Origin of the sequence: Paenibacillus prosopidis (genome assembly GCF_003337375.1) — a bacterium.
GTDB lineage: Bacteria > Bacillota > Bacilli > Paenibacillales > Paenibacillaceae > Pristimantibacillus > Pristimantibacillus prosopidis.
The window spans coordinates 25626-49442 of record NZ_QPJD01000005.1; the positions used below are offsets into that span (position 1 = coordinate 25626).

Here is a 23817-nt window from a genome sequence, read left to right on the forward strand (position 1 = left end):
TGTTTGGGAGGAGGACAGGAAGATGTTCGCGAAGCGATTGAAGCAACTGCGTAAAAAGAGGAAATTGACTATGCAGGAAGTGGCCGATTACGTCGGAGTTGCAAAGAGCACGTATGCGGGGTATGAATCCGGATACAGGCAGCCGACAATCGAATCCATTCAGACGATTTCCCGAAAGCTGCGCACGTCCGCGGATTATCTTCTTGGGCTTACCGAATTTCCGGAGCCGCCAACGGAACTCAACCATAATGCGAAAGAGTATTTGAATTACGAGCAGCTTCATTGGGATGGGGTACCTTTGGAAAGGGACGATCTGGAACTTATTCGCAGTTTGCTCGAACGCGTGCTCCGTGACCGAACTTTACCCAAAGAAGAATAAACCACAAAAGATGTTACCGCAGCAATTTAAAAATATTGAACAGGTCCGTTCTTGGTGAATCCCACCATGAACGGACCTGTTTTTACATGTATGCAGCCGGCAAGTTTCGAAAGCGCTTGCCATTCGAAATAGAACATCTTGCCCGCTATGCGAATATGATTACCAGTACGATATATCAAATTAGGCAAGATTTTGTATCCGCTTTCATATCTTGTATTAGGGGGATACTCCCTTTGCTGCCGCTAGTTCTGGAGATGTCATTTCATATGGATGGTCATTGCAAATAAGGAGGAATAATGGCATGAACAAATGGTTGAAACTCGTCACCTTGGCCGTTATGCTGCTTACGTACGATTCTTTTTTCAACTTATGGCCGGCTCGTGTTCACGCGGAAATCACAGACTATATCACGCGCAGCGGAGATACGTTGATGGAGGGGACATCCACATTTCGTTTTATCGGGACCAACGAACCTTTATTGAATAGAGCATGGACTGATCCGTCCGAGGTCGAGGATGCGATTCGCGCGGCCGGCAGCTCAGGGATTAACGTAATTCGCTTGTATCCGTTTGAAGTGAAAATGAGCAGTGATCCCGCAGGAACCTTCCGTCATGTGATGGGGCCTAATGATTATAATGAAAGCGCATTCAAAACACTGGATAAAATTGTTCAACTGGCAAACCAGTACAATATTCGGCTTATTGTGCCTTTCGTGGATAAGTACAACTACATCGGAGGGATTGCCGATTGGTCGGCTTTCCGCGGGAAAACGGTGAATGACTTCTGGAGCGATCCTATCGTGAAGCAGGACTTCAAAAATTTCATTAAATATGTGATTCAGCGGACCAATACGTATACAGGTGTTCAGTACAAAAACGATAAAGCCATTCTGGCATGGCAGCTGGGAAACGAGCTTCCCTCCACGGATAGCTGGATAAGCGAGATGGCCGCGTATGTAAAGAGCCTGGATTCCAACCACCTTGTAGCCGATGGAGGATATGTCCGAGCACAAGGAATAAGGACCAATGCACTGATTAACAGCAATATTGATATTATTGTTCCGCACATTTACAAATATCACAATGTCGATATGGTTACAAAACTCAATGAGTGGAGAGAAGCAACGAAAGGAAAAAAAGCTTTGATTATTGGCGAATTCGGCGACTACTCACCCGCGGAAACCGAACAGCTGCTCGACATCGTTCAGAACAATGGAACATCAGGTGCCATGTTCTGGGGCAGCATGCACCATCACAAAATGGGCGGTTGGCATTGGCCTCCGGTTGGAGCGTGGTCCTATTTACGCTATCCCGGTTTCGCAACCGGCGATTGGGCGAACGAATCTGCCACCATCGACTTGCTGCGCCAGTATGCCTACTCGATGAGAGGCTTGGCCGTTCCTCCTTGGCCGACACCCGATGCGCCTGTTATGTTCCCGGTCGATTCCGTGCATACTCTCTCCTGGATGGGAGTCTCGGGGGCAAGCTCTTATGACGTTGAACGTTCGACAAGCTTTTCCGGTCCGTGGACAGCAGTAGGCAGCGATGTGACGGACGATATAACCACCCCGCGCCATCATACGTTTACCGTACCGATTTTTGACGATGCATCTGCTCTGGACGGCACAAGCTATTACTATAGGCTGAGAGCGAAAAATGTGCAAGGTTCCTATTCTCCGTATTCCAACATCATCGGTCCAATTACTGCGAAAAGTGGGATCATTGTCGATAAAGAAAGCAGCGGCTATACCGAGACGGGGACATGGGGGGATAGTACGCTGGGCGGCAGTTACGGCGGCAGCTCCCGTTACAGCAGTACCCTTGGAAGTACGGCTACGTGGAGGCCGAACTTCACGACGCCGGGATACTACAATGTGTATGTCCGATATCCTTACCATCAGGGTTCAACGAAGTATGCTCAATATTCGGTCTATCACAATGGCATAACGAACACTGTAACCATCCATCAGACGACCATAGCGGGCGGCCGGTGGCGTCTGATTGATACGGTGTATTTCGCCGGTGGACCGGAAGAATATGTGAAGTTGACGGCCGTTGGAGGCGGTACCTACAGGGCCGATGCGGTCATGTTTGAACCGCAGAGCTTTGGTGACAGCTTCCAAAACAATAGTTCCGGGAGCTTGACACCTTTGAGCGGCAGCTGGTCCTTGAGCGACGACGTGAGTCACGACAGCACCCTCTTGAACAATAAAGTTTTGAAACAATCGGGCACAGGCATTGCCGAAACCGTTATCGGTTCGACCTACTCTGACGCCACCATAACCATTGCCTTTAAAGCGTATGACAATCATATGGCCAACGCTTCTACCGGATTGGTTGTCCGGGCAAATTCAGATTTCTCCAATATGTACACCCTGCGCATCAATTATGATCTGAATAAAGTCCAACTGTATAAAAAACTAAGCAATAGTTGGAGCAACATCGGGGAAGCGAGTATGATAGCCACTCCAGGCACTTGGTATCAGCTTAAGCTGGAGATGAAAGGAAGCTCATTGAAAGCTTATGTGGACGGCGTGAAAAAAATCAGCGTTAGCGACACCAGCTTGAACAGCGGGTACATCGGTTTGCGGACGTACAATCAGACGGCTGTCTTCGACAGCATCCTTGTTTCGACGAACTGATCTGAACTCCGGCAGAACACAAAAAAGCGCCATAAAGGATCACAGTTTAAGCTGTGATTCTTTATGGCGCTTTCCGGTGTATCGGTTAAATACGACGAATCCTAGGAATCATAGACGTCCACGTCTACGATCTTGCCGTCAACATAAGTAAAGTCCTGTTTCGATGTGCCGAAACCTGCCATCGTCTCTGATACATTTATCACTTCCAGGGAAAGCGCTGTCCATTGTTTTTTCTCCATTATATTTTACCTCCTATAAGTGCAGAAAAAGCGCCGTAAAGCATCAAGCGTAAGCTATGATCCTTTACGGCGCACTCCGGTGTCAGTTAAATACGATGAATCCTAGGAATCATATACGTCGAGGTCTACGAGCTTTCCATCAACATAAGTAAAGTCCATTTTCGCTACACCAAAGCCTGCCATCGTTTCCGATACATTCATTACTTCCAGGGAAAGCGCTGTCCATTGTTTTTTCTCCATTATATTTCACCTCCTATAAGTGCAGAAAAAGCGCCGTAAAGGATCAAGCGTAAGCTATGATCCTTTACGGCGCACTCCGGTGTCAGTTAAATAAATGAATCCTAGGAATCATAAACGTCGAGGTCTACGAGCTTGCCGTCAACATAAGTAAAGTCCATTTTCGCAATGCCAAAGCCTGCCATCGTCTCCGATACATTCATCACTTCCAGGGAAAGTGCTGTCCATTGTTTTTTCTCCATGTTATTCCACCTCCTCCCATGTGCAATTCGTATTTCGATTTCCGCCTTTGAAGAAACCGATAGGCTGTCTAGCTGTACATAAGTATAATTAAATGAGGTCACCAGCCTGCTCCGGCTTTAGGGCCGATGAATCCTAGGAATCATAAACGTCTAAGTCTACGAGCTTGCCGTCAACATAAGTAAAGTCCATTTTCGCTACACCGAAACCTGCCATAGTCTCAGAAACATTCATCACTTCCAGAGAAAGTGCTGTCCATTGTTTTTTCTCCATTTTATTTCACCTCCTTTCAAGTGCAATTTCCTATTGCAGCCTTTTGAGAAAACGATAGGCAATCAAGCTGCGCATAAGTAGCTTTAAGTTAGGGTCATCAGCCTGCTCCGGCTTAATGGCCGAACCTACCTTGCTCATCGATTCCTTCACTTGCATCAGGTTCAAGTAGCGGGAAGCCTGCTCATCCCTGCACAGCGTACGAAGCTCTTCTTCTATAGACTGCCACCGGGGGATAATCCGATGTACCCAATCCATGCCTTGAACGCCGCGAGTCCGCTGATTCAATCGAACCTTGTCCGGCAGAATATTATTCGTTGCTCTACGGATGAGAGATCGCCCGTAACCATTCTTAACATATTGCTCCACGGGGATCGACAGGCAGAATTTAATCAGACGTATATCGCTGGTCGCATCCCGTTCCCATATGCCCAGGCGATAGGATGACTTCGCCGAAATGGTGCCCTGCATACTTAAAACCGCCTGGTTGCTGAAATAATCCTCACGCTCCCGCAGAATTTGATACGTTGACTCCCGCAAACCGACATCATACTGCGATAGCTTCTCATATACCCCGGAGCTCTTTGCAAAATCAGCCTGAATGATGGAAGGTACTCCCGGTTGAAACGGAGACCCTTTCTCCGGAAAAACCTGCTGTTTAATCGCCCGAACGATTCGTTTCCGGCCGGTGCCCAGTTGTCTGCCATACATCGTAATCTCACGGTATAATTGGAGCCATTGGAGCTTCTTCAGCATCAAGCTGTAATAACCGATAGCTGAACCCCAGGATATCGAGTAATTCCCTCTTGCGCCCGTGAGCAAGACACCTACTCCTTGACGCGCCGCTTCTTCATGAATGCCTTTAACCCAGAATGCATTTTCGAAATTTTTGTATGGTCCTTCTAAACTGTCGATCCATTCATCAATCTCAGTAAAAGGACTTGTCCCCGGGAAATCTAATAAGTTCGCCTTAATATTTCCTACATAATCGACGATCGACTGAATATAAGGACTTTCATCCGCAAACATGCTTCTGGGCGTCCAATCTTTGAAATCCCGCTCTGGAATATAACTGAAAGCTTGCAAGCTCTTGCCTTCCCGGGAGAGCATCCCCGCTGCGAACCCTGACACCGAGCCGGAATCGAGTCCCCCGCTCAGGGTCACTCCCACCTGCTTGAAGGTACGCAGTCTGGAGCGGATCGATTCTTGGAATATTTCCTGGAAGGCTTCCAAATATTCGTCATCAGAGCCTAAGGTTAGTCTTTCTTCCGGCATTAATGAACCATACTTGGCAAATGTAAGCTTTCCTTCTTGCAAAATAAAGGAGTGGGCCGGCGGCAGCTGAAACACATTCGTATAATAAGTCGTATGGACATCGACAGCATCCAAGAGTGTCGGTATCGCCAAAAATTCCGCAAATCTCTCTTCACATAGTCTCTTATCTATTCCCGCTAGGGAGAATAGCGGATGGATTACACTACAGAACGAGAATTGATTCGAACTGTGGTGATAATACAATGTCCTGCTGGCAAGCTGGTCTCTCGCCCCATACAGCAGCTTTCTCCTAGCATCCCAAATGACGAAGGCGAAATCTCCAATTAGATAACGCGGCGTCTCCTGGCCCCACTTGCGATAAGCCAACAGAATGAGCTCGCTGTCCGTTATCCCGCTTCTTCTGTCTCGTCCAATCTCGAGCTGCTCGAACAATTGCGCGCGATTGTCAATGATTGCATCAGCGGTTATAACCAGTCCGGAATGCTCATCCCGAAATGGAAGGCGTTCATTAACCGATTCCGGTGTTATCCATTGAGACCGGCAACCGAGTAGAACCGACGCATCTTCCCATGTTTCAAAGCCATCTCCGGGAAACTGCTGTACGGCTTCCATGAAATCTGCAGTCCCATCAGTTGGATGCAGCGGCCTATCGAATTGTATAACACCGGCAATAACGCTCATGCAATCACACCCTATCGACTTATGATTCATTTCATCTATTTCTTCCTTACCCTCTTAACGATAAAGCAAGTCTCCTAACGTGAACTTAAAACTTTCTTTATCGTTAAGAAGGGCCCTTATCCGTTAAAATGATAAGGGCCATGAAAATAATAGTACTAGTAGTCAGTCATCCTAGGAATCTTCATGAGGGTGACCATTATTGTTACCTTTACCATTTCTGTCAGGATACACGCCATTTTTTCCACCCATGGTCGCGCTGACATCAAGGAGTTCCAAAGTCAGTGGCTGCCATTCTTTCTTCATTTCCTTTGTCATTTGTATCACCTCCTTTCATGCGGGGCTTTATGAAAATTGCCTTATAAAACGGTAAACAATTAAGCTCTGCATTAATAATCTTACATTCGGATCAAAGGCGTATTCAGGTTTAGGTGAGTTTCCAATTTTCGAAAGTGATTCTTTAATTTGTTTCACATTTAAAAAATACGAAGCCCCGGTATCACCACAAAGCTGATGAAGTTCTTCCATAAAAGCACTCCACGATGGAATCATGCGATGGATCCAGTCCGCTCCCTGCACACCCCGAACCCGAAGATTGCACCGGACTTTATCGGGCAAATAATTTTCGGTCGACCTTCGAATTAAAGAACGGTCTATCCCATTTTGGACATACTGTTCTACAGGCACGGATAAGCAAAATCGAACCACCCTGGGATCAGAGGTCGGATCCCTTTCCCTGACGGCATAACGTAATGATAATTTCGTTGATGACGTCCCCTGATGATTTAAGAACGACAAATTTTCGAACTGATCGATTCTTGCCGCAAATTCGTTCATTGAAAATTTGGTCAATCCGACATTATGGTTTTTAAGTTTATCGAAGACTTTGGTTCGTTCCGCTAAATCCGGATGGATTAAAAGCGGGATATCGGGCCGCGGCTTCGAAAAAAAAGACGGAGCCGGAAATGCCAGTTTGCCGATTATAGGCAGCAATCGGGATCTCCCGATTCTCATATTTCTGCCATAGAGCTTCAGTTCATGGTAAAAACGTATCAATCGCAGCTTTCTTAAAAGCTGAGCGTAGTAATCCAGCGCCGGTCCCCACGAGATGGAGTAATTCCCGCTCCCTCCATTCAACAATACTCCGACTCCGTCCTTCTCCGCTTGCTTGAGAATCCCTTTGATCCAGAATGAATTTTCAAAAAACTTATAAGGCGCCTCCATCAGCTCGAGCAGGTCATTCATTTCGTCAAATGAGTTTCGACCCGAGAAGTCCAAATTGTTGTGCGCGATATTTCCTACATGTTGGACCGTGGCTTGGATATAAGAACTCTCATCAGCAATCAAGCTTTTCGGTGTCCAATCCACAAAATCAGAGGGAGGGACATAACTGTAGGATTGTAATGTTTTCCCTTCCTGCCGCAACGGGTTTGCGGCAAAGCTTACGACAGCCCCCGAATCCAACCCTCCGCTTAAGCTTGCACCAACTTTCCGGTATGTCCGGAGCTTCGATGTAACGGCTTCCTGAAAGACTTCACGAAATGCTTCTTCGTATTCGCCGTTTGTTTTTAGTTTAAGCGTCCCGCCAGGCGTAATGAATGTCCCGTATTGCTCCAATGCAATGTTTCCATCCGCCACCGTAATCGAATGGCCGGGAGGAATTTGATCGATATTATCATAAACCGTGGAGTGAACATCGATCGTATCCAAAATGATAGGGATCATGAGAAACTCGGCCAACCATGACTCATTCAGTTCCTTCTTGACACCAGGCATAGTAAACAGCGGATTCATCACCGTGCAAAAAGCAAACTGTCGTGAATGATGATAATAATACAGCGTTCGATTTCCCGACAGATCACGCGCGCCGAAAAGAAGGCGTTTTTGCTCATCCCATATGATGAAAGCAAAGTCTCCTATCAGGTATCGCGGGGCTTCCTTCCCCCATTTTAAGTATGCCGCCAAAATAAGCTCGCTGTCCGTCATCTGTTTCCGCTGGAGATGCTCAACCTGCAACCGGTTAAATAATTCCTCCCTGTTGTCAATGATCGCGTCTGCGGTAATGGCAAGCTTATGCTGTTCATCGTAAAAGGGCAGCCGTTCTTTAGTCGATTCTGGTGTGATCCATTGCGCGTGACAACCTAAAAATACGAAACGGTCATGCCAAACCCGCACATCATGGGCAGGGTATTTTTGCAAGGCTTGCATCATATTTTCGATCGTTTCGACAGATACAGGTTCTTCATTACAATTAAAAACACCGGTTATCGCACTCATTATTACTCCAATCATTTCTAGTTATATTTAATAGTGGTTGGGGTAACCGAACTAGCTGTTAACGCCTGTTTGATAGTTTAGCAGTTGTCTGAACTTTCCTTTGGCCTCTTGAGACAGCTGTTTATAGCCGCCTTGCTGAATAACCTCACCCTGCTCTATGACAATGACCTGATCCGCATTGCGGATAGTCGACAATCGGTGGGCAATGACAATAATCGTCATGCTTCCCTTAAGACGGTCAAGCGCCTCCTGAATCAGCCGTTCATTCTCACTGTCCAGCGCGCTGGTCGCTTCATCCAGCACTAGAATGGAGGGACGCTTCAATATGGCTCTCGCGAGTACAATCCGCTGCCGCTCTCCCCCGGACAACCGAATGCCCCTGTCACCGATGACCGTATCCAAACCTTGCGGCAGCATGCGTACAAATTCATCGGATACTGAGAATTTCAAAGCGTTCCACAGCTCGGTGTCTTCGGCATAAGGGTCAACCAGCTTCAAGTTATCCCGAATGCTTGCATTGAAGAGAAACGGATCCTGTGCCACATAGCCGATTGCGCTCCGCAGCGAGAGAAGCTGTTTCTCGTCTCTCAGCGTAACGCCGTCAATCAGCACTTGCCCTCTCTCCGGTTGAATAAGCCCCATGAGCATATCAATCAGCGTGCTTTTCCCCGCACCGGACATACCTACGATAGCCGTCATGCGATTCGCAGGAATATAGACGTTAATATCACGCAGAGCAAACACCGGCTCTTTAGGGTCGTACCGGTAATTGACTTGTCTGCATTCGATTCCTTCCTGCAATTGAAATTGCTTTCCCCCGTCCGAAGAGCCTGACAAGGTGAGCTCCTTCTCCTGCTCATATTCCTGCTGCAGCTTACGCATGGCTTTGAAAGCAGGCAGATTGGTCGCCAGCTGTTCGATATTCGACTGAATCCCGATAAATCTCGGCCACAGCCGCGAGAAGATGAGAACCACCAGAATCAATTGCTCAGCCGGGGTGTGGAAGACCTCTAAAGCTAAATAGACGAATCCGGCAATAAGCGTTATGGAAGAGATCCGGTAGATGAACTGGGACAAAGAATTGACTCGTACTAATTGGATAACGTTGCTCTCAAGCTCCTTGCTCATGTTGTTGAACCAACTGATATGGGAGCGTTCCAGCCTGTTGCTCTTAATATCCTTGATGCCGTTGAAATGATCGCTTATTCCTGCAAAATAGCTCTGAGACAGCTCCGATGTCTTGTCGCCAATATGTCCCGCCTTCTTAATAAACTTGCGCGAGAATATAGCGAGTATTCCGCCGCTTATAAGCACGACAGCCGTTAACAACGGAGAGAGCCAGAAGGCCAGAGCGATTTGAATAACCGTAAAAATAACGCCTGTGACCATCTGCAGGAAGAGTGAAGTGCCGTAGCTGACCCGTCCGAGCTCGTTAACCATGACATGATGAAAATCCGACTTCCGCTTTCGGAGGAAGAACTCCCATTTTGCCCCAAGCAGCCCCTGATACGTTTCCGTCCGGAGTGAACGGACGAAGGCTTGCAGAATCCGTGAGTTCAACACCATCTGGCTTCGCTGAAGCAATGCTTGTCCGCCAACGATCATCACATATATCGCTAGTACGACCGGCAAGTTTAACTCGATTGACGATGACTCGATGAATGCGAATAAGGAAGAGACAAGCGGCACTTCGTCCATATTCATTTGAAATACGCCTATAATGCTAAGCATAGGAACGATCATATAGATTCCGATACCGTCCAGACAGCTGATCACGAATGTAGTGAACATATTGAGGTATAGACGGAATCCTGAGACCTGGTGCATTTTTCGAATAAAATAGAATAAATCCTTCATAAGAAAAACCCCTAATGCGGATTACCGCTCAATTGGCGACAGAACCGCAGCTTCTGTGTGATTCCCGAACACGGCAACGACAGCATACCGTTCCAGTCTTTCATTGCCGGTTACATAATACGACCCGCTGCGAAGCCAAGCGTGAGCAATCATTTTCCCCGTCTCATCCCTGCCGCTGCCCAGATAAAGCGTACTCTCGATCCCTCTTCGCTTCAGCATCTTCATGGCCGCGACAGCCTTGACTAAGCACTGGCTTTCCCACCAGGTGATGCGGCTCATCGCATGAACGGCCTTGGATACTTTACGATGGATGAGATCCTGTTCTATAGTGCTCGTATATGGTGTCTCCCTCATATGCTCGCCAAGAGAAGGAGCTACTTTTGCGAATGGCAGCAGCTTAAGCACCCTCGCCAAAGCTAAGTAAAAATAAGCCTCCACATACATCCGCTTCAAGTCTGCGGGGTAAGCTATAAATCTCTTAACTTTTCTTATCGCTTTCCTATACAAGTTCATTATTCCTTTCTAACTTGTATGAGTCCTTCGGATTTAAGCTGCTGCAGGAAAGTACGAACTTGCTGTTCGCACGCTCCGGGCTCTATCTCATATTCGGTCACTAGTTGCTTCACCATATCTTGTATGGAAACAGGGGATGCCATCAGCTCCCACACTCGGCCCCCGAGCTGGCCTAAGTTGTAGTACTTGCCATTCTCGATGCTCAGCATGATCTTCTCCCCGTTCATTTCGCTTACGAGGTAACCATCCGACTGTACAACAAGTTCGTTAGCGGTAATTATATCAACGCTCATGAAATAACAACCTCCTTTTTATTAGTCAGACTGACAATTTGATCAACTAAGTTAAAGGCAGAAAAGCCGTCTGCCGGGCGGCGGAGCTGGTACACCGGGAGCCCGGAAGCAAGCCGGGCAATCGATTGAAATTGCCATTGCTGCAGGTTCAACAGATGGAGAAGGGAATTTCGATAGGTATGCACATTTAAGACATGAAGCCCTTCTAATCTGTTATAAGCTTTAAGAGATGGTTCTGGTTCGGAAGCTTTGATAAGCTCAACTACCCCGGCGAGAGGGAGAGGCTCTCTGCAAAATTGGGACCGTATAGGCACCGCGTATTTGTTAATCCTTTGGTAAATCGATGAATAGTTGTGAGAAAGCAATCCTAATTGTTCTATGCTTTCCTCCCACAACTTCTGCTGCGGATAGGACGGATAGACAGTAGCTGCTGCCGAATCATTGGATAAGGAGACCGCGATAACGTCATCCGTCATTAATGGATATCCAACGCGCACAAACGCTGCGGCAAGAGTCGATTTACCGGCACCCGATTCCCCGACAATGGCGTAAACCTTCCCGTCAATGACGACTGCACTCCCGTGCAGGGGTAGAATCCCTCTCTGCATGAGCAGTACGCCCATACAGGTTCCGAGCAGGAAAAGCCGAATCTTCGCCTCATCCGCTCCCGGGTATGGGGTTATCGTGATTTGGGTACCGGATGTAATGCTGTAAAAGGCTGTTTCGGGTACATGGAAGAGAAATCGACCGTTATCGAACTGGTAGTTGTCCGTTGTAAATTGATCCTGGCAATCTTCCAGCGGTGGATTTAATTCAATTTCTACATCAAATTCCGAAATAATTCCATGTATTTCATATGCTTCAGGCAGAACAATTTTACTTTTAATGTTCAAACCAAATATTCGATAATCATTCAGAGTAAACACCCCGTTTAGCAAGTAGTATAAAATTTGTATTTATTTATACTATTCGTATTGAAAATTCATTTTATGTCGCTTTTTTTCTAAACAAAAATTAATTATTTATGATATTTCTCCAAAACCATAGAAACGGCCGGAGCGGAACATATAGAAAATGAAATGGTTTATATAGCGGCAGCAGAGACATATCTTTCACGTTAGGTTCCAGGTGATTCAGAAGATATCTCGCTCTCTGCCTGCCTGTCATTAGTGATAGAGTGTATCGGAAATACTGCCAAACGACGCTTTTCTCCGGGACCGGGTTTAATTTAACTATCTTTTTGATAAAAAACAAAGATGTTTTCGCTAGCCGAAGAGCCTTCTTATTATTCGTCACTTGATTCATAGAATGAGGAATCTTTGAATCAAGGAGGTTGAAAGCTAATATGAAGGCTTGCCCTGTAAATGATTGACCACCGTACTGTCTAAAATAATCATGCATTTTCCCGCTATCCATTTTAGACATTAAACGATCGATATCCATTAACCAGCGTAATCGAAACCAGGCATGCCTGGCACCATGATCAGCAAGATAATAGAGCAGGTCTTCATTGCCTAAGCAATGAAATGACTGATTCAATAATTGAACTGTATTTCTACGTTCCCATAGTTGATTGAATGAATGCGAAGCATTGGAATTAGGATTTAACCGCCAATGAATTTCAATTTGTACAGAATGTTCTTTATGACGGAAGGAAAGATGGTGATGCTTATCTTTCCAATTATGATGTAATGAATCCTTATCCTCTAATTCATATCCAAGCTGTGTCATGACTTCCTGTGCTCTTTCCACATCTTCTACATCGAGCAGAATATCCAGATCTTTGGAAGTCCTATGCGACATATCACCGTAAAGTTGAATCGCCAGAATGGGGCCTTTCAACAAAATGGTGCGTATACTGTTGACTGATAATTCATCGCAAATTTTATTCATCTCTCTAGTTAGCTGCATCATCTTAATGATATTGGAATTGTAATGATAGTGGAGCGTCTCCATAATATCGGCAGGAATAAGAGATGAACGGATTTGATTTAGTTTCAAGTAAACGATCGGATAAACACGATGATGCAGGGTTAATTGTATAAACGAATCCCACTTCAGATTCGTAGTGAATTCTCGTATCCTCTTCTCATCCAACTCTTGAACGTCGCGCAGAATGAATAGCATAAATGACAATTCATTCGAAATATCGCTTAAATCAATTTTCTCTGCTTTCATCATGTCAGAACCCCACTATCGTTAGAATTACAATTGCATAACAGGAATTTGCTGTTTGACGCCTTTATTCAGGCTCGGGCGGCCGACGGAATAATAAACGAAATCGGTTCCGAGCAAATCTTCCTCTTTAAACACATTGCGTCCGTCGATCAGAATGGCCTGCTTCATGACGGATTGCAGCAGATTCAAATCCACTTCCGCGAATTCATCCCATTCCGTCAGTAAACAAAGCGCATCTGAGTCTTGTGCCGTATCGAGCGCCTGATTGCACCATATGACGCCTTCCTTGCCGTATAAGCCTTTGAAGTTTTCCATAGCGATAGGATCGTAAGCTTTCACCTTCACGCCGTTCTCTACCAAATATTGAATGATTTCGAGCGCCGGTGAATCGCGGACGTCATCGGTATTCGGCTTAAAGGCCAGTCCCCATACCGCGACTGTCTTACCCCGCAATTGGCCATTAAAGATTGTCTCCAGCTTGCGAATCACATTAAACCGTTGATCTTGATTTACTTCCACAACCGACCGCAGCAGCTTGAACTCGTAATCGACGTTACCGGCGATTTGGATAAGGGCTCTGGTATCCTTCGGAAAACAGGAGCCTCCATAGCCGATTCCGGCTTTAAGGAACGACTGTCCAATCCGCTTGTCGTAGCCCATCCCTTCCGCAACCTTCGTCACGTCTGCGCCTACCTTCTCGCAAATGTTCGCAATCTCGTTGATAAACGAAATTTTCGTAGCGAGAAAAGCATTGGAAGCATATTTAATCATTTCTGCACTGCGGATATCCGTCACAATAATTTGCTCCGTCAGCGGCCGATGCAGCTCGACCATAGTATCGGCTGCGCTCCCAGAATCGGCACCGATGACGATCCGGTCCGGATTCAGCGTATCCTTGATGGCAGAACCTTCGCGGAGAAATTCCGGCAGCGAAATGCTATCGAACGGCTCGGATGTGCGGGTGCGGATCAGCTCATGGATTCGTTCGTTCGTGCCGACCGGCACCGTGCTTTTTATAGCGATGATTTTATAGCCGTTCATCGCTTCGGCGATATCAAGGGCGGCTTGATTGATATAGGCCATATTCGCCTCGCCGCTTGGCATCGGAGGCGTTCCGACAGCCAGAATGATAATGTCCGATTGACGTACCGCTTCGGTCAGATCGGTTGTGAAAGCGAGTTTTCCGGCGGAACAGTTCTTATCCGCCAACTCCTTCAGCCCCGGCTCATAAATGGGAATCTCGCCAGCCTGCAGCGTCTCGATCTTTCCAAGATCCTTGTCGACACAAATGACTTTATTCCCCAGCTCCGCATAACAGACACCCGATACGAGCCCGACATATCCGGTGCCAATGACCGTAATGTTCATTCTCATCACTCCCTATATTGAAATCCCTTCACTTATACGGCACATATTTCAATAATTTCATTCCAATCGAAGGCAAGCCGGACGATATCTTCTTCTATAAGCTCCGACCCGGTTTGCACCTCAATGATGTCCATTTCCGTCTCCGCCAATAAACTGTGCTTGCTCTGCTTCGATATAACGAGTACATCTCCGGCCTTAACCGGAAACCGCTTATCGTTCAGGACCATCACCCCATTACCGGAAACGACGGTCCATACCTCGTCTCTAAGCAAATGGTATTGGTAGCTTAAATTTTTACCCTGCGCTAAACATATCCGTTTGGTCAGAACTTCTTTCCCGTCTGGATATTTCAAGAAATCGAGCACCCTGTAACGGCCCCAACGTCTCTCCTCGTACATAGGACGTTGATCCGAGTGCTTCATAACCTCCTTGATCATCGGGCTTGATGCCTTGTCTGAGACAAGAATGCCATCCGGACTCGCCGCGACGATAACATTGGATAAATTAAGCAGCGTAATCGGAATATCCAGTTCGTTGATAATATGCGTATTGGATGAACTATCAGAAATAATTCCTTTGCCGATCAGCGGGGTCGCAATCTCCTCCGTCAGCGTGTTCCATGTACCAAGATCCTTCCAATCCCCCTCGTATGGCAGCGCGACGATAAGATTGGCTTTCTCCACTACCTCGTAGTCGAAGCTGTTCTTCGTTAGCTTGTCGTACTGCTTAACCATTTCGTCGTATTGGATCGGAAGCCCGTGCGAAAGCAGAATATTAATGATGAAATCCAGCTTGAATGCGAAAACACCGCAGTTCCAAAGTGCTGCCTGCTCAATCATGACCGCTGCTTCTTCTTCGCGGGGTTTCTCACGGAAGCTTTGTACATTCATATATGGCGCGTCATGCGCGGTTCCGCTTTGCGGAACGATATACCCGTATTTCTCCGAAGGATATGTCGGTTTTACTCCCATAAGAGCCATATCCGCACCCGACTCGTTCAAGACCTGGTCCAGTTCCTTTGTCTTGTGGAAGAACGATTCCTCAACGAAAGGGTCGACCGGCATGACCACGACCGTTTCATTCAGGCTGACGCCTTTAACCGAGTACAAATAGGTGGCCGCCAGCGCGATCGCAGGATACGTATCCCTTCTTTCCGGTTCGACAATCACTTCAATCTCGCTTCCCAGCTGGTTGTAGATCATTTCAACCTGCGGCTTGCTTGTTGCGATAAAAGCATGATCACCAAGTCCGGCACTCGCAATCTGCCCCCAAACCCGCTGTACCATCGACTCATGCTCGCCTTCCGAATTCCTCAGCACCTTCAAGAACTGCTTGGAACGGGCATCGTTCGAGAGCGGCCACAGGCGTTTGCCCGAGCCACCTGAGAGTAGAACAATTTTCATGGAAACTCCTCCTATATATAGTAGTTAACTGATTTGCGAAGCATTCGAACTTGTTTTTTGCCCTTCGTTCTTCACAATCAATTGGGCGGAACCTATGCCGCTTGTCCATGTATGATAATAGTTGGAGTTCTTGCCGTAAGAATTGTCGAGCAGCGTATTGGGCTTGTCCATTAAGCAGGATAAAATATGGCCATGCAGCCTTGATGTCTGTACCGTCTGGTAGCCGCTGAAGCGCTTGACAGCTTTATCTACCAGATAATCGGTGTACCTCCCCCAAATCGCCTGCATCGGCAGTGGACTGCTGCCTTTCTTTATCATTCTGACAATGAGATTAATCGATTTCTGCTCCACCCGGTTATACAAGGAGTTCCAATCCAAATAATCGCCGCGACCCGCCGATTCGAGCTTCTCCTGCTCAATCGTTTTCTCAATATCCGTGCGGAAGAAGCAGAGCAGATCTTTGCCCGGGCTTCCTTTGTGCCGGATCGGCCATAATTGATGGGCCATGTCGGGTGATAAATAAACGTTGCATCTATGGAATTTCTCGGATGCAGATTGATAGGACAACGTGTCGCGGACATAGAGATGAATATCTTTATGTCCATTGAATATTTGCGCCGTCCGGTCGAATTCAGACTCTTTCTTATAAAATATCGTCTGTGGAAGCATCACGATCCGATGGTACGGATAGCTGGTGATAATTTTCTCGCGCAGCTTCTGATGTGCCGGATACAGGTCGCCGAAGTTACCTCCCCCATGCAGCACGATAATATGATCTTTCGGAATCATCAGCGAATCGGGAAAATCAAGCACGCTGTAGCGTGCACGGACGCGAATATTATAGTCCTTGAAGAACGCTTCCGTGCCTTTCATAATGAGTAGGTCGCCGCCGTTGCTGTGAACGGGTATATCGATATAGTAGATGTTGGAGCCCGGCGGAATGACATTCAAAATCTGGCGAAGCTTATTTTTGATTCCTTCCATAGGGTGAACATTCTTCGGGGTACTCAGCATAATAAACTCTCCTTTATTTGTTTTCTCTCTTTAATCACTAGAGACTCCACTTGACATTCCGTTTGACTTCCTTTGCCGGTACTCCCGCCACAAGCGTATAGGGCTCCACATCCTTTGTTACAACAGAACCCGCCGCAACAACGGCGCCGTTACCAATGGTGATGCCTTTTAAAATCGTCGATTTACAGCCGATCCAAACTTTATCTCCAATGAAGACCGGCTTCGTCGATTCGGTACCTGAAAGTTGATGATAATCGGTATCTATTATGGATACATCCCAGGAAATCGCACAATTATTCCCTATCTTTACTTGCTCTTTGCACCTAATTTCAGATCTTCGATTAATAAAGGTATAATCGCCAATCTCGATCTTCGCTTTTTTCGATTCCAAATAAAAGCCGGTATCTTTATGCAAGATGACGTTTTTCCCGATAATCAATTTAGAATCTTTAGCTTTGGATACAATGACTCTGCCGCACACGCGAAGCATGCTGCCTCCCTGTTCCAACTTCCTTCTAAACATCATGCCGAGCACAATACGGTATCCATATCTGACATATTCCTTTAGACTTCTCTTTCTTTTTTCCATGATGTTCACCTCCATGTGGTGGGATTCCATCCTTGGAAACGGCCAACGCCGACGTAAAGATCGAGAAGACGCTTATTTCCTTAACTCGTAATAAAATTTCGGCCGTTCCCCCAGAACTAACTTGTAGATGTCGTAGTTGGTGTCCATAATCCCTTCCAGGTATTCCTTATAAGGACGGTCGGCGACATTCACAAGGCCGGAGTTATAGCGTTCTCCCCAAATTCCCTGCCAATATCTTCCGAGACCTGCCTGGTCCACGTAATTGAATACATGAACGCCTACAATGAAGTCCAGACTGGCTGCCCCCTCCATATAATTCCGGTAACGCATCCCTCTCTCAAACTGGTTCGCGGCCGAATTTGGAAGGAGAGGCTCCAATCCTTGTTCCGCTGTACCGTAACCGAATTCGCTTATCAGAATCGGTTTGCCGCCCGACTTCTTGTGTACATCCTCCAATAGATCGGGTTTGAGATGATAACTGTAATGGTTGATACTGATAACATCCACGTATTTCCCTTCGATCTCCGCCATCACGCTCCGAAACTTCTCATTATGGAAAGGAGTCGTTAGCCAGCGGTCTCCAAGAAGGAGATGATTCGGATCATATTTGCGGTAGATCCGTGAAACCGTTCCGAAGAACGTCTCCAGATAATATCTAAAAAATGCATCCATATCACGCCATGCTGACGATGTATTGATCGGCAGCTCCGCTTCCTTCAATTCTTCAAAGGATTCAAAGCTTGTCTGCCAATGGCTGTTAAATTTGTCTATGTCTTGATATTTATCCTTCAGTCTTTTAACCAAACGTCCTTTGATGGCTGCTTTGCTTGCCTTCAGCTTCGGCACATGGGAATAAAACTTATGGTACTCGTATTCGTTGTCGATGAAGTACCCGATCAGCAACGGATCATCTTTGTTCGGCTTGAGTACATTAGCTAACGTCTTATCGAGCTTGGCTTCCGCATCCGGCGCAAAAATGTCGAATATCGAAATCCCGCCAATATTAGACCAGTTCATGCTCGTAAGCGGAAGCATCCGAACGTAAGGCAATTTGCTCTCATTGCTGTATTTTTCAGGCGAATAGCCACCCGCACTGTTAAATCCCCATTTCCTGATGCGCTCGGCCGCTTCCGAATAAATAGCATGCTCGGTTGGAACTTTCCCTGTTTTCCGGTATTTGTTCGCCAGATAGAACGAGAAATTCTCTAACCCCATAAATGCCGATTTATATTCCTCTTGATTAGAAGGCATCGATTCGAACAGTTCCTCCCGGCCCTTTACCATCGTATAGGTTTCATTGGCTGTAAGACCATTCACCCCTAAGCTGAAAAAGAGATTGCCTCCCGGAGTTGTCATCACTTTGCGGCTTCCTATCTGCTGAATTGTAAAAAATCCCGTTTTTTGCAACCCGTATTTTGCCGCACTGCCTTTCAGGCCGCCGTATTGGTCGCGGTCCGAAGGAGGTGTTAAACCGCTGTAATAGGAGGCGTCTGCCTCGGCATCCGCTTCCAGCTGCTGCTCATTTGTCACCTTCCCGGGAAAATTCGCAGAGGTCAATTGACCGAACCTGTCCACTTTAATTAGATTGCTTGCGTTGAGCGTGTATTTACGGATGGGGCTTGGCTCCATACCATCCTTGACCGCATAGGTTTCCAGCACGTTATAACCCGTGAGTTGAAGCGGTTCGGAATAGGACTTGAAGCCGAACCCATTATTCAAACGGTAAAAAATCTTTGCCTCGCCCGAAGCCGTTAACTGCACATCGTGTAATGTTTCGGCGCTTTTGGTTGACTTAATGCCCACGGAAGCGGTGCTTCGATTTAAAATCACATTTGAAACCTGGGGCGACCAAGACGCAGCCGATCCGTGCAGCTCGATTTTCAAATACCTCGTACCCGCCGGCAGTGACGAAGCCTCGTAAGCGTACTTCTGCCAATTCCCTACTGGATGGCCTACCGAATAGGCTTTAGCAGAAATTTCGGAATAATCCTTTCCATTCTCCGAAATGAAGATCCGATGTTTCTCAATGGCCTTTCCAGTAAAAAAGTAGCTGTAGACCATAAAGTTTGAAATATCGTAATCCGTTTGATAAATGATGTTCCCTGGCTTCTTTGAAGTACGCACCATCCGGTTTGAGTCGTTGCCGAAGAAATAGGGAGTATCTCTCAAAATATAAATACTCGATTTGCTGTAAAGCTGTTTAAAATTTTCGAGCGTGTCGTTCATTCCGACTGTCGTATCCAAAGAACCATCCGACACATACCGGTAGGTGGAAACCCTGCTGGCCGCTGATTTGCCCGATGCCGAATGGTTTACGGCGGTAATCTTTAACAGAAGCTCGTTCACCACTTTGATCGGTGAAGTATAAAGCTTGCGTGTAAGAGATGTTCTGGGGTCGCTGCCGTCCGTAGTGTAATACACGGTATCGCCGGCAGTTGCTCTTTCCAACATGACCATACTTCCGTAGGGGATGGACCCCGAAGGCAGGTTGGACTTTACGCCCAATGAACCATTCAGCACCGCTTTCCCAATTACCGGTGATTTAGAGATATCGCTGCCAGTGTATTGTATTTTCAAGTATCTTGCATCCCCACGAAAGTTCCGTACTTCGTACACGACAAAATTCATGTTATCCGCGTCTTTGTAAACTTGCGGAGTCACTTCCTCGTATTCTTGTCCATCGTGGGAAACATAAAAATTCGGATGATTGTAAGGCCCGTTGTCCGGACGATAGTACGTGTATAAGGAAAAATTCCTTAGAGGACCGTTCGACCGGTACGTCATGTATTCGTTTGATCGAAAGCTTCGGATCACCCGGGTGGGATCAGCCGCAGCCTCAGATACTTGTAGAGAGAGAGTCTCCGAATGTTTGTAAACATGACTCCAATCCACAAGATCATCAACTATTATTTCAGCTGAAGTAGTGTTGGTAGAGTTGTCTGCAAAACCGTGTATCGGCATAATGGTTATAAGTAAACTAAAAATCAATAAAATATAAAGCAGTGTACGATTATATTTCTTGATGTTTTTTAACCTCTCCACCATTTTTCTCCTTTTCTCTCTTTGTCTAGTTATAGGTGCGCAATACACCGCTGATCAAACCGTTATTGTATATAATTTTGCTTATATTGCGGAATATCCGATGCTTATCGAAGAAAAAAATGACCGTCAACAACAGAAACACCGGAATCTTCAGGACGGATTTAACGATAATGCCTGTCTTCCGCTCCGAGCTGACCGCACTGCTGACTCCCTGCCAATAAATTCTTCGCAGCAGCCATTTTCTGCTAACTCTGCTGCGCGGAATTTTGTGCCTCACCCAGGCATGAGGTGTGTAAAAGACGGTATGGCGGCTGCGGATTCGATCAATGAGCTCGGCTTCCTCGCTTGAAAGCAGGTTACTCCCCACTCTGCCCAGATCCTCGCGAAAGGGTTTTAGCGAATCGAACACGGATTTACGGAACGCTACATTGGCTCCGAATGGTATGGCCGGCTTTTTCATTTCTACAATTTCATTGGAATAATCCAAAATGGTATAGAGCGTCCGGTTTTCCGGCAAAAGCCAAGTCGGCTCCGCCCCTTCCCAAGCGGGTTCGATTCTGCCGCCAACGCAGCCGATTCTGGGATCGGTCTCAAATAAGGAGACAATCCCACTAATCCATTCCTTGGAAGCCATTGCATCATCGTCTAAGAACAGCACATACTCGCCCTTCGCTTCGCGAATCGCACGATTCCGGGCTACGGAGAGCCCCAGCCGTTCTTCATAAACATAAATAATCGGGATGCTTGTCATCTTATTGACTTCTTGAACAACCTGTTTGGTGTTGTCGGTGGACCGGTTGTCAACCACAATCACCTCAAACGCATCCGTAAAGTTTTGCCGTAAGAGACTTAAAAGCGCTTCTCTCACATCCTCAGCTCTGTTATGGGTGCAAATCGCTACTGTCGCTTTCATGCATTCACCTCGTACCGTTTTGTCCCGGTATAAACTTTTATCATTTTTCCGGCTATCCCCTGCCAGTCTAATTCTGCCAATTTTTTTGAAATGTGCTTCTCTACTTCGTTCATATTCATATTTACCGACATTGCCAGCGCCTTGCATAACCCGTCCGGGTCAGCAGGATCGTATAAGATTCCGCATCCTTCGGAAACATATTCGCTGAGCGAACCGAGCTTGGGCGCAACGACCGGCTTATAATGAGAGAGAGCCAGAATCGCGCTTCCGGAAGTCGTAATCTGGTTGTAAGGCAGCACCATAACATTACCCGCCCGTAAGTAGTCGACAAGTTCGTGGTCATCCACAAAATGAGGATAAACTTTGATTCTGCCGTCGTTAATCGGATCGATATAATCCAATTTATAACCGTCATCTACTTTTCCCGCTATCAGCAATCCAACGGAGTCCGACTTAACCGATAAAAAAGCTTCGACTAGCTTCTCGATTCCTTTATAAGGGTTGATTCTGCCGATAAATAAGAATAGGAACTGTTCCGGCGGAATGCCGAATCGCTTACGGATATCCGTCCCTTTGCCGACATAGGCGTCCACGTAATGGCCATGCGGTGTAACAATCAGCTTATCAGCGCTCACCCCGAACGTTTCGATAACCTCTTGTTTTACCGTTTCACTCATGACGAATCCTTTGTTGCAGACGGATAAAATAAACTTTCGCATCATATAATTCCATTTACTTTTGCCAGTCGAATGCGGCCAAATATTGTGAACGGTCCAAAACAACCGTACTCCCCTTACTTTCAAAAACAAAAGAAGTCCGGCAAATAACAGCGACTTCACGATCGTTAGGGGGAAATTGGACGCCTGATACGAATAACTGGGCCAATGCATATGGACGATGTCTCCCTTTGCAGGTTTAAGGGTGTTCTTTGTATCGTAATGTTCCACCTGCAGACCGTTCTCTTCGATGGACTTTGTCAGCAATTCGGAATATTTGTTATATTCGCTAACTTTAGGCCACATGTAAACTGTTGGGTTACTCATCCATTCCACCTGCTCTTCCAGCTCTTTTAATGATCTTTTTTTCTCTCAGACGCCCGATCAAAAAGCGGAAATCGTCTTTATCAAAAAGCATGCCGGCAAACCGCACCTTAAACGCGACCCGCATCGCGGCTATTGTGATCAGCATTCTTACCAGCGCACCGATTAATAAAGATAGGGCAATTCCGTTAAGACCGTATAAAGGGGTAAATACAAAAAATAATCCGATCGTAATCGCAAGTGCTATAACTTGTCGGATTAGAACGAGACCGGGTCGACCCAATGCGTTGAACGAAGCTGCCAGAATCCAAGAGCCGCCCCCGAGAATGCATTCAATAGAAAGAAGATAAAACGCGGTGCTGGCCTCCAAAAATTCCTTACCGAATAAAATACCCATTAGGAATCTGCCGACGAATATACTCGGTACGACCACGATCGTCATCAGGATAAGCGACAACCGGAAAGCCCGGCCGACCGTTGCGATAATCTTGTCCTTGTCCAGCCCTGTCAATTTCGGAAAAATGACATTCGAGATGGCCATCTGAACCGTGTTGAAAACGCGGGACAGAGCATATACGACGCTATACAAACCGAAATCCCGCGGCGTGAGCAGCGATAAGATAATGATTTTGTCAAACTGCGAATACAAGGTACCAAGCAGCTCAACGCCAAACACCCTGCTGCCGTAACCGAATAACGACTTGGCCGCTGCCCGGTCAACCATACGCTTCAACCAATCGATTTTCAGCTCGCCCCTCAATTGATACAAGGACCAAATGACGACTAGCAGCGTTGTGATCAGGTAGACGAATGAAGCAGCGTGGATATCAAGCACTCCTGTCATAAAGAGTACGAGGATACCCGCCAAGTTAAAAAGCGGAACAAACAACCTTACGCCGTTATAGATTTTGAAGTTATCCGAGCTTTGCGCAAGCGCCGCAATCAGATTGACCGCTAGCAGCAGCGGCAGCGTCAGCACGGTGTACCATCGGGCGGTCTGAATGACCTCGGCAGAATAGTTGCCCAGCCAAACCGGAAGATACATCCATGAAATGACGCCGACAATGATGCTGACCGGGAGTTGGAATAGAAAGCCTGCCCTGATGTATTCCGCTCCTTTGCCGGCATGCCGCTTCATGTTGTAAATAAGAGAAGTGGGAAGTCCGAATCCAACAACTCCTACCAGGAAGGTCGACCAGAACAGAATCGCCGAAAATTCCCCTTTGCCGGCGACGCCGAACATTCTTGCCGTCATGATGGAGGTCAGCGTGGTGATGACCATCACCATAAAGTTGGTTGCGCTTGTGCGCATAATCGTTTGAACAAGACCGTTCCCATTTAATATTTTACGGATTGCCAATTGTGCCATAG

Annotated in this window: 22 protein-coding genes; 2 read left to right on the forward strand and 20 right to left on the reverse strand. The window is 46.7% G+C overall.

The genetic code is table 11. The features are described from left to right. The first annotated feature begins 22 nt into the window (after positions 1-22). Both DFP97_RS08700 and DFP97_RS08705 read left to right on the forward strand, forming a co-directional pair. Positions 23-379: a helix-turn-helix domain-containing protein gene (locus tag DFP97_RS08700; protein WP_114379617.1), complete on the forward strand. Its 357-nt coding sequence runs from the start codon at positions 23-25 to the stop codon at positions 377-379. Positions 380-680: 301 nt separating this feature from the next. Continuing rightward, a complete protein-coding gene (locus DFP97_RS08705) occupies positions 681-3020 on the forward strand; it encodes a golvesin C-terminal-like domain-containing protein (RefSeq protein ID WP_114379618.1) in 2340 nt (779 codons plus the stop codon). Between the two features lie 101 nt (positions 3021-3121). Here the strand turns inward: DFP97_RS08705 and DFP97_RS08710 are convergent, their stop codons facing one another. The 20 genes from DFP97_RS08710 to DFP97_RS08805 all read right to left on the reverse strand — a co-directional run bounded on the left by DFP97_RS08710 (position 3122) and on the right by DFP97_RS08805 (position 23815). Beyond that, positions 3122-3259: a paeninodin family lasso peptide gene (locus DFP97_RS08710; RefSeq protein WP_114379619.1), complete on the reverse strand. Its 138-nt coding sequence runs from the start codon at positions 3257-3259 to the stop codon at positions 3122-3124. Positions 3260-3361: 102 nt separating this feature from the next. After that, positions 3362-3499, reverse strand: a complete 138-nt coding sequence (locus tag DFP97_RS08715) for a paeninodin family lasso peptide (RefSeq protein WP_114379620.1) — start codon at positions 3497-3499, stop codon at positions 3362-3364. A 101-nt stretch (positions 3500-3600) separates the two neighbouring features. Then, positions 3601-3738, reverse strand: coding sequence for a paeninodin family lasso peptide (locus tag DFP97_RS08720; protein ID WP_114379621.1), 138 nt, complete (start codon positions 3736-3738; stop codon positions 3601-3603). 133 nt (positions 3739-3871) lie between these two features. Continuing rightward, entirely contained in the window at positions 3872-4009 is a 138-nt protein-coding gene (locus tag DFP97_RS08725) for a paeninodin family lasso peptide (RefSeq protein ID WP_114379620.1), read from the reverse strand. Between the two features lie 30 nt (positions 4010-4039). Beyond that, positions 4040-5962, reverse strand: coding sequence for an asparagine synthase-related protein (locus DFP97_RS08730; RefSeq protein ID WP_181873418.1), 1923 nt, complete (start codon positions 5960-5962; stop codon positions 4040-4042). Positions 5963-6133: 171 nt separating this feature from the next. Then, a complete protein-coding gene (locus tag DFP97_RS08735; protein WP_245976023.1) occupies positions 6134-6277 on the reverse strand; it encodes a paeninodin family lasso peptide in 144 nt (47 codons plus the stop codon). Positions 6278-6304: 27 nt separating this feature from the next. Then, entirely contained in the window at positions 6305-8236 is a 1932-nt protein-coding gene (locus tag DFP97_RS08740; protein WP_114379623.1) for an asparagine synthase-related protein, read from the reverse strand. A 51-nt stretch (positions 8237-8287) separates the two neighbouring features. Beyond that, positions 8288-10093, reverse strand: coding sequence for an ABC transporter ATP-binding protein (locus DFP97_RS08745; protein WP_114379624.1), 1806 nt, complete (start codon positions 10091-10093; stop codon positions 8288-8290). Between the two features lie 21 nt (positions 10094-10114). Beyond that, positions 10115-10606, reverse strand: a complete 492-nt coding sequence (locus DFP97_RS08750) for a lasso peptide biosynthesis B2 protein (RefSeq protein ID WP_114379625.1) — start codon at positions 10604-10606, stop codon at positions 10115-10117. Next, positions 10606-10899 carry a lasso peptide biosynthesis PqqD family chaperone gene (locus DFP97_RS08755; protein ID WP_114379626.1) on the reverse strand — a complete coding sequence of 98 codons (294 nt, stop codon included), beginning with the start codon at positions 10897-10899 and terminating at the stop codon, positions 10606-10608. Before DFP97_RS08755 ends, DFP97_RS08750 begins: the two co-directional genes overlap by 1 nt. Further along, positions 10896-11792: a phosphoenolpyruvate carboxykinase (ATP) gene (locus DFP97_RS08760; RefSeq protein WP_114379627.1), complete on the reverse strand. Its 897-nt coding sequence runs from the start codon at positions 11790-11792 to the stop codon at positions 10896-10898. Before DFP97_RS08760 ends, DFP97_RS08755 begins: the two co-directional genes overlap by 4 nt. A gap of 121 nt (positions 11793-11913) precedes the next feature. After that, positions 11914-13080: a nucleotidyltransferase domain-containing protein gene (locus DFP97_RS08765; RefSeq protein WP_114379628.1), complete on the reverse strand. Its 1167-nt coding sequence runs from the start codon at positions 13078-13080 to the stop codon at positions 11914-11916. 24 nt (positions 13081-13104) lie between these two features. After that, positions 13105-14445 (reverse strand): UDP-glucose dehydrogenase family protein, encoded by a 1341-nt coding sequence (locus DFP97_RS08770; protein ID WP_114379629.1) that lies wholly within the window; start codon positions 14443-14445, stop codon positions 13105-13107. Positions 14446-14477: 32 nt separating this feature from the next. Then, positions 14478-15848 carry a sugar phosphate nucleotidyltransferase gene (locus DFP97_RS08775; protein WP_114379630.1) on the reverse strand — a complete coding sequence of 457 codons (1371 nt, stop codon included), beginning with the start codon at positions 15846-15848 and terminating at the stop codon, positions 14478-14480. Between the two features lie 24 nt (positions 15849-15872). Further along, a complete protein-coding gene (locus tag DFP97_RS08780; RefSeq protein ID WP_181873419.1) occupies positions 15873-16862 on the reverse strand; it encodes a polysaccharide pyruvyl transferase family protein in 990 nt (329 codons plus the stop codon). 37 nt (positions 16863-16899) lie between these two features. Further along, positions 16900-17451, reverse strand: a complete 552-nt coding sequence (locus DFP97_RS08785; protein ID WP_181873420.1) for an acyltransferase — start codon at positions 17449-17451, stop codon at positions 16900-16902. 72 nt (positions 17452-17523) lie between these two features. Then, positions 17524-20496: a chitobiase/beta-hexosaminidase C-terminal domain-containing protein gene (locus tag DFP97_RS08790; protein WP_114379631.1), complete on the reverse strand. Its 2973-nt coding sequence runs from the start codon at positions 20494-20496 to the stop codon at positions 17524-17526. Between the two features lie 22 nt (positions 20497-20518). Beyond that, complete coding sequence (locus DFP97_RS08795) at positions 20519-21406, reverse strand: glycosyltransferase (RefSeq protein ID WP_114379632.1); 888 nt, start codon at positions 21404-21406, stop codon at positions 20519-20521. Further along, positions 21403-22449, reverse strand: coding sequence for a glycosyltransferase family 4 protein (locus tag DFP97_RS08800; RefSeq protein ID WP_114379633.1), 1047 nt, complete (start codon positions 22447-22449; stop codon positions 21403-21405). The genes DFP97_RS08795 and DFP97_RS08800 overlap by 4 nt, the downstream gene beginning before the upstream one ends. Next, entirely contained in the window at positions 22442-23815 is a 1374-nt protein-coding gene (locus DFP97_RS08805) for an oligosaccharide flippase family protein (RefSeq protein WP_114379634.1), read from the reverse strand. The genes DFP97_RS08800 and DFP97_RS08805 overlap by 8 nt, the downstream gene beginning before the upstream one ends. Positions 23816-23817 lie beyond the last annotated feature (2 nt).

What these genes read in the sequence shown, in the direction of transcription:
- DFP97_RS08725 (WP_114379620.1), bottom strand. Translation starts at nt 4,009, where the DNA reads ATGGAGAAAAAACAATGGACAGCACTTTCTCTGGAAGTGATGAATGTT.
- DFP97_RS08720 (WP_114379621.1), bottom strand. Translation starts at nt 3,738, where the DNA reads ATGGAGAAAAAACAATGGACAGCACTTTCCCTGGAAGTGATGAATGTA.
- DFP97_RS08795 (WP_114379632.1), bottom strand. Translation starts at nt 21,406, where the DNA reads ATGAAAGCGACAGTAGCGATTTGCACCCATAACAGAGCTGAGGATGTG.
- DFP97_RS08755 (WP_114379626.1), bottom strand. Translation starts at nt 10,899, where the DNA reads ATGAGCGTTGATATAATTACCGCTAACGAACTTGTTGTACAGTCGGAT.
- DFP97_RS08750 (WP_114379625.1), bottom strand. Translation starts at nt 10,606, where the DNA reads ATGAACTTGTATAGGAAAGCGATAAGAAAAGTTAAGAGATTTATAGCT.
- DFP97_RS08740 (WP_114379623.1), bottom strand. Translation starts at nt 8,236, where the DNA reads ATGAGTGCGATAACCGGTGTTTTTAATTGTAATGAAGAACCTGTATCT.
- DFP97_RS08715 (WP_114379620.1), bottom strand. Translation starts at nt 3,499, where the DNA reads ATGGAGAAAAAACAATGGACAGCGCTTTCCCTGGAAGTAATGAATGTA.
- DFP97_RS08775 (WP_114379630.1), bottom strand. Translation starts at nt 15,848, where the DNA reads ATGAAAATTGTTCTACTCTCAGGTGGCTCGGGCAAACGCCTGTGGCCG.
- DFP97_RS08790 (WP_114379631.1), bottom strand. Translation starts at nt 20,496, where the DNA reads ATGGTGGAGAGGTTAAAAAACATCAAGAAATATAATCGTACACTGCTT.
- DFP97_RS08710 (WP_114379619.1), bottom strand. Translation starts at nt 3,259, where the DNA reads ATGGAGAAAAAACAATGGACAGCGCTTTCCCTGGAAGTGATAAATGTA.
- DFP97_RS08770 (WP_114379629.1), bottom strand. Translation starts at nt 14,445, where the DNA reads ATGAACATTACGGTCATTGGCACCGGATATGTCGGGCTCGTATCGGGT.
- DFP97_RS08785 (WP_181873420.1), bottom strand. Translation starts at nt 17,451, where the DNA reads ATGGAAAAAAGAAAGAGAAGTCTAAAGGAATATGTCAGATATGGATAC.
- DFP97_RS08800 (WP_114379633.1), bottom strand. Translation starts at nt 22,449, where the DNA reads ATGAGTAACCCAACAGTTTACATGTGGCCTAAAGTTAGCGAATATAAC.
- DFP97_RS08745 (WP_114379624.1), bottom strand. Translation starts at nt 10,093, where the DNA reads ATGAAGGATTTATTCTATTTTATTCGAAAAATGCACCAGGTCTCAGGA.
- DFP97_RS08765 (WP_114379628.1), bottom strand. Translation starts at nt 13,080, where the DNA reads ATGATGAAAGCAGAGAAAATTGATTTAAGCGATATTTCGAATGAATTG.
- DFP97_RS08735 (WP_245976023.1), bottom strand. Translation starts at nt 6,277, where the DNA reads ATGACAAAGGAAATGAAGAAAGAATGGCAGCCACTGACTTTGGAACTC.
- DFP97_RS08700 (WP_114379617.1), top strand. Translation starts at nt 23, where the DNA reads ATGTTCGCGAAGCGATTGAAGCAACTGCGTAAAAAGAGGAAATTGACT.
- DFP97_RS08730 (WP_181873418.1), bottom strand. Translation starts at nt 5,962, where the DNA reads ATGAGCGTTATTGCCGGTGTTATACAATTCGATAGGCCGCTGCATCCA.
- DFP97_RS08705 (WP_114379618.1), top strand. Translation starts at nt 681, where the DNA reads ATGAACAAATGGTTGAAACTCGTCACCTTGGCCGTTATGCTGCTTACG.
- DFP97_RS08780 (WP_181873419.1), bottom strand. Translation starts at nt 16,862, where the DNA reads ATGCTGAGTACCCCGAAGAATGTTCACCCTATGGAAGGAATCAAAAAT.
- DFP97_RS08805 (WP_114379634.1), bottom strand. Translation starts at nt 23,815, where the DNA reads ATGGCACAATTGGCAATCCGTAAAATATTAAATGGGAACGGTCTTGTT.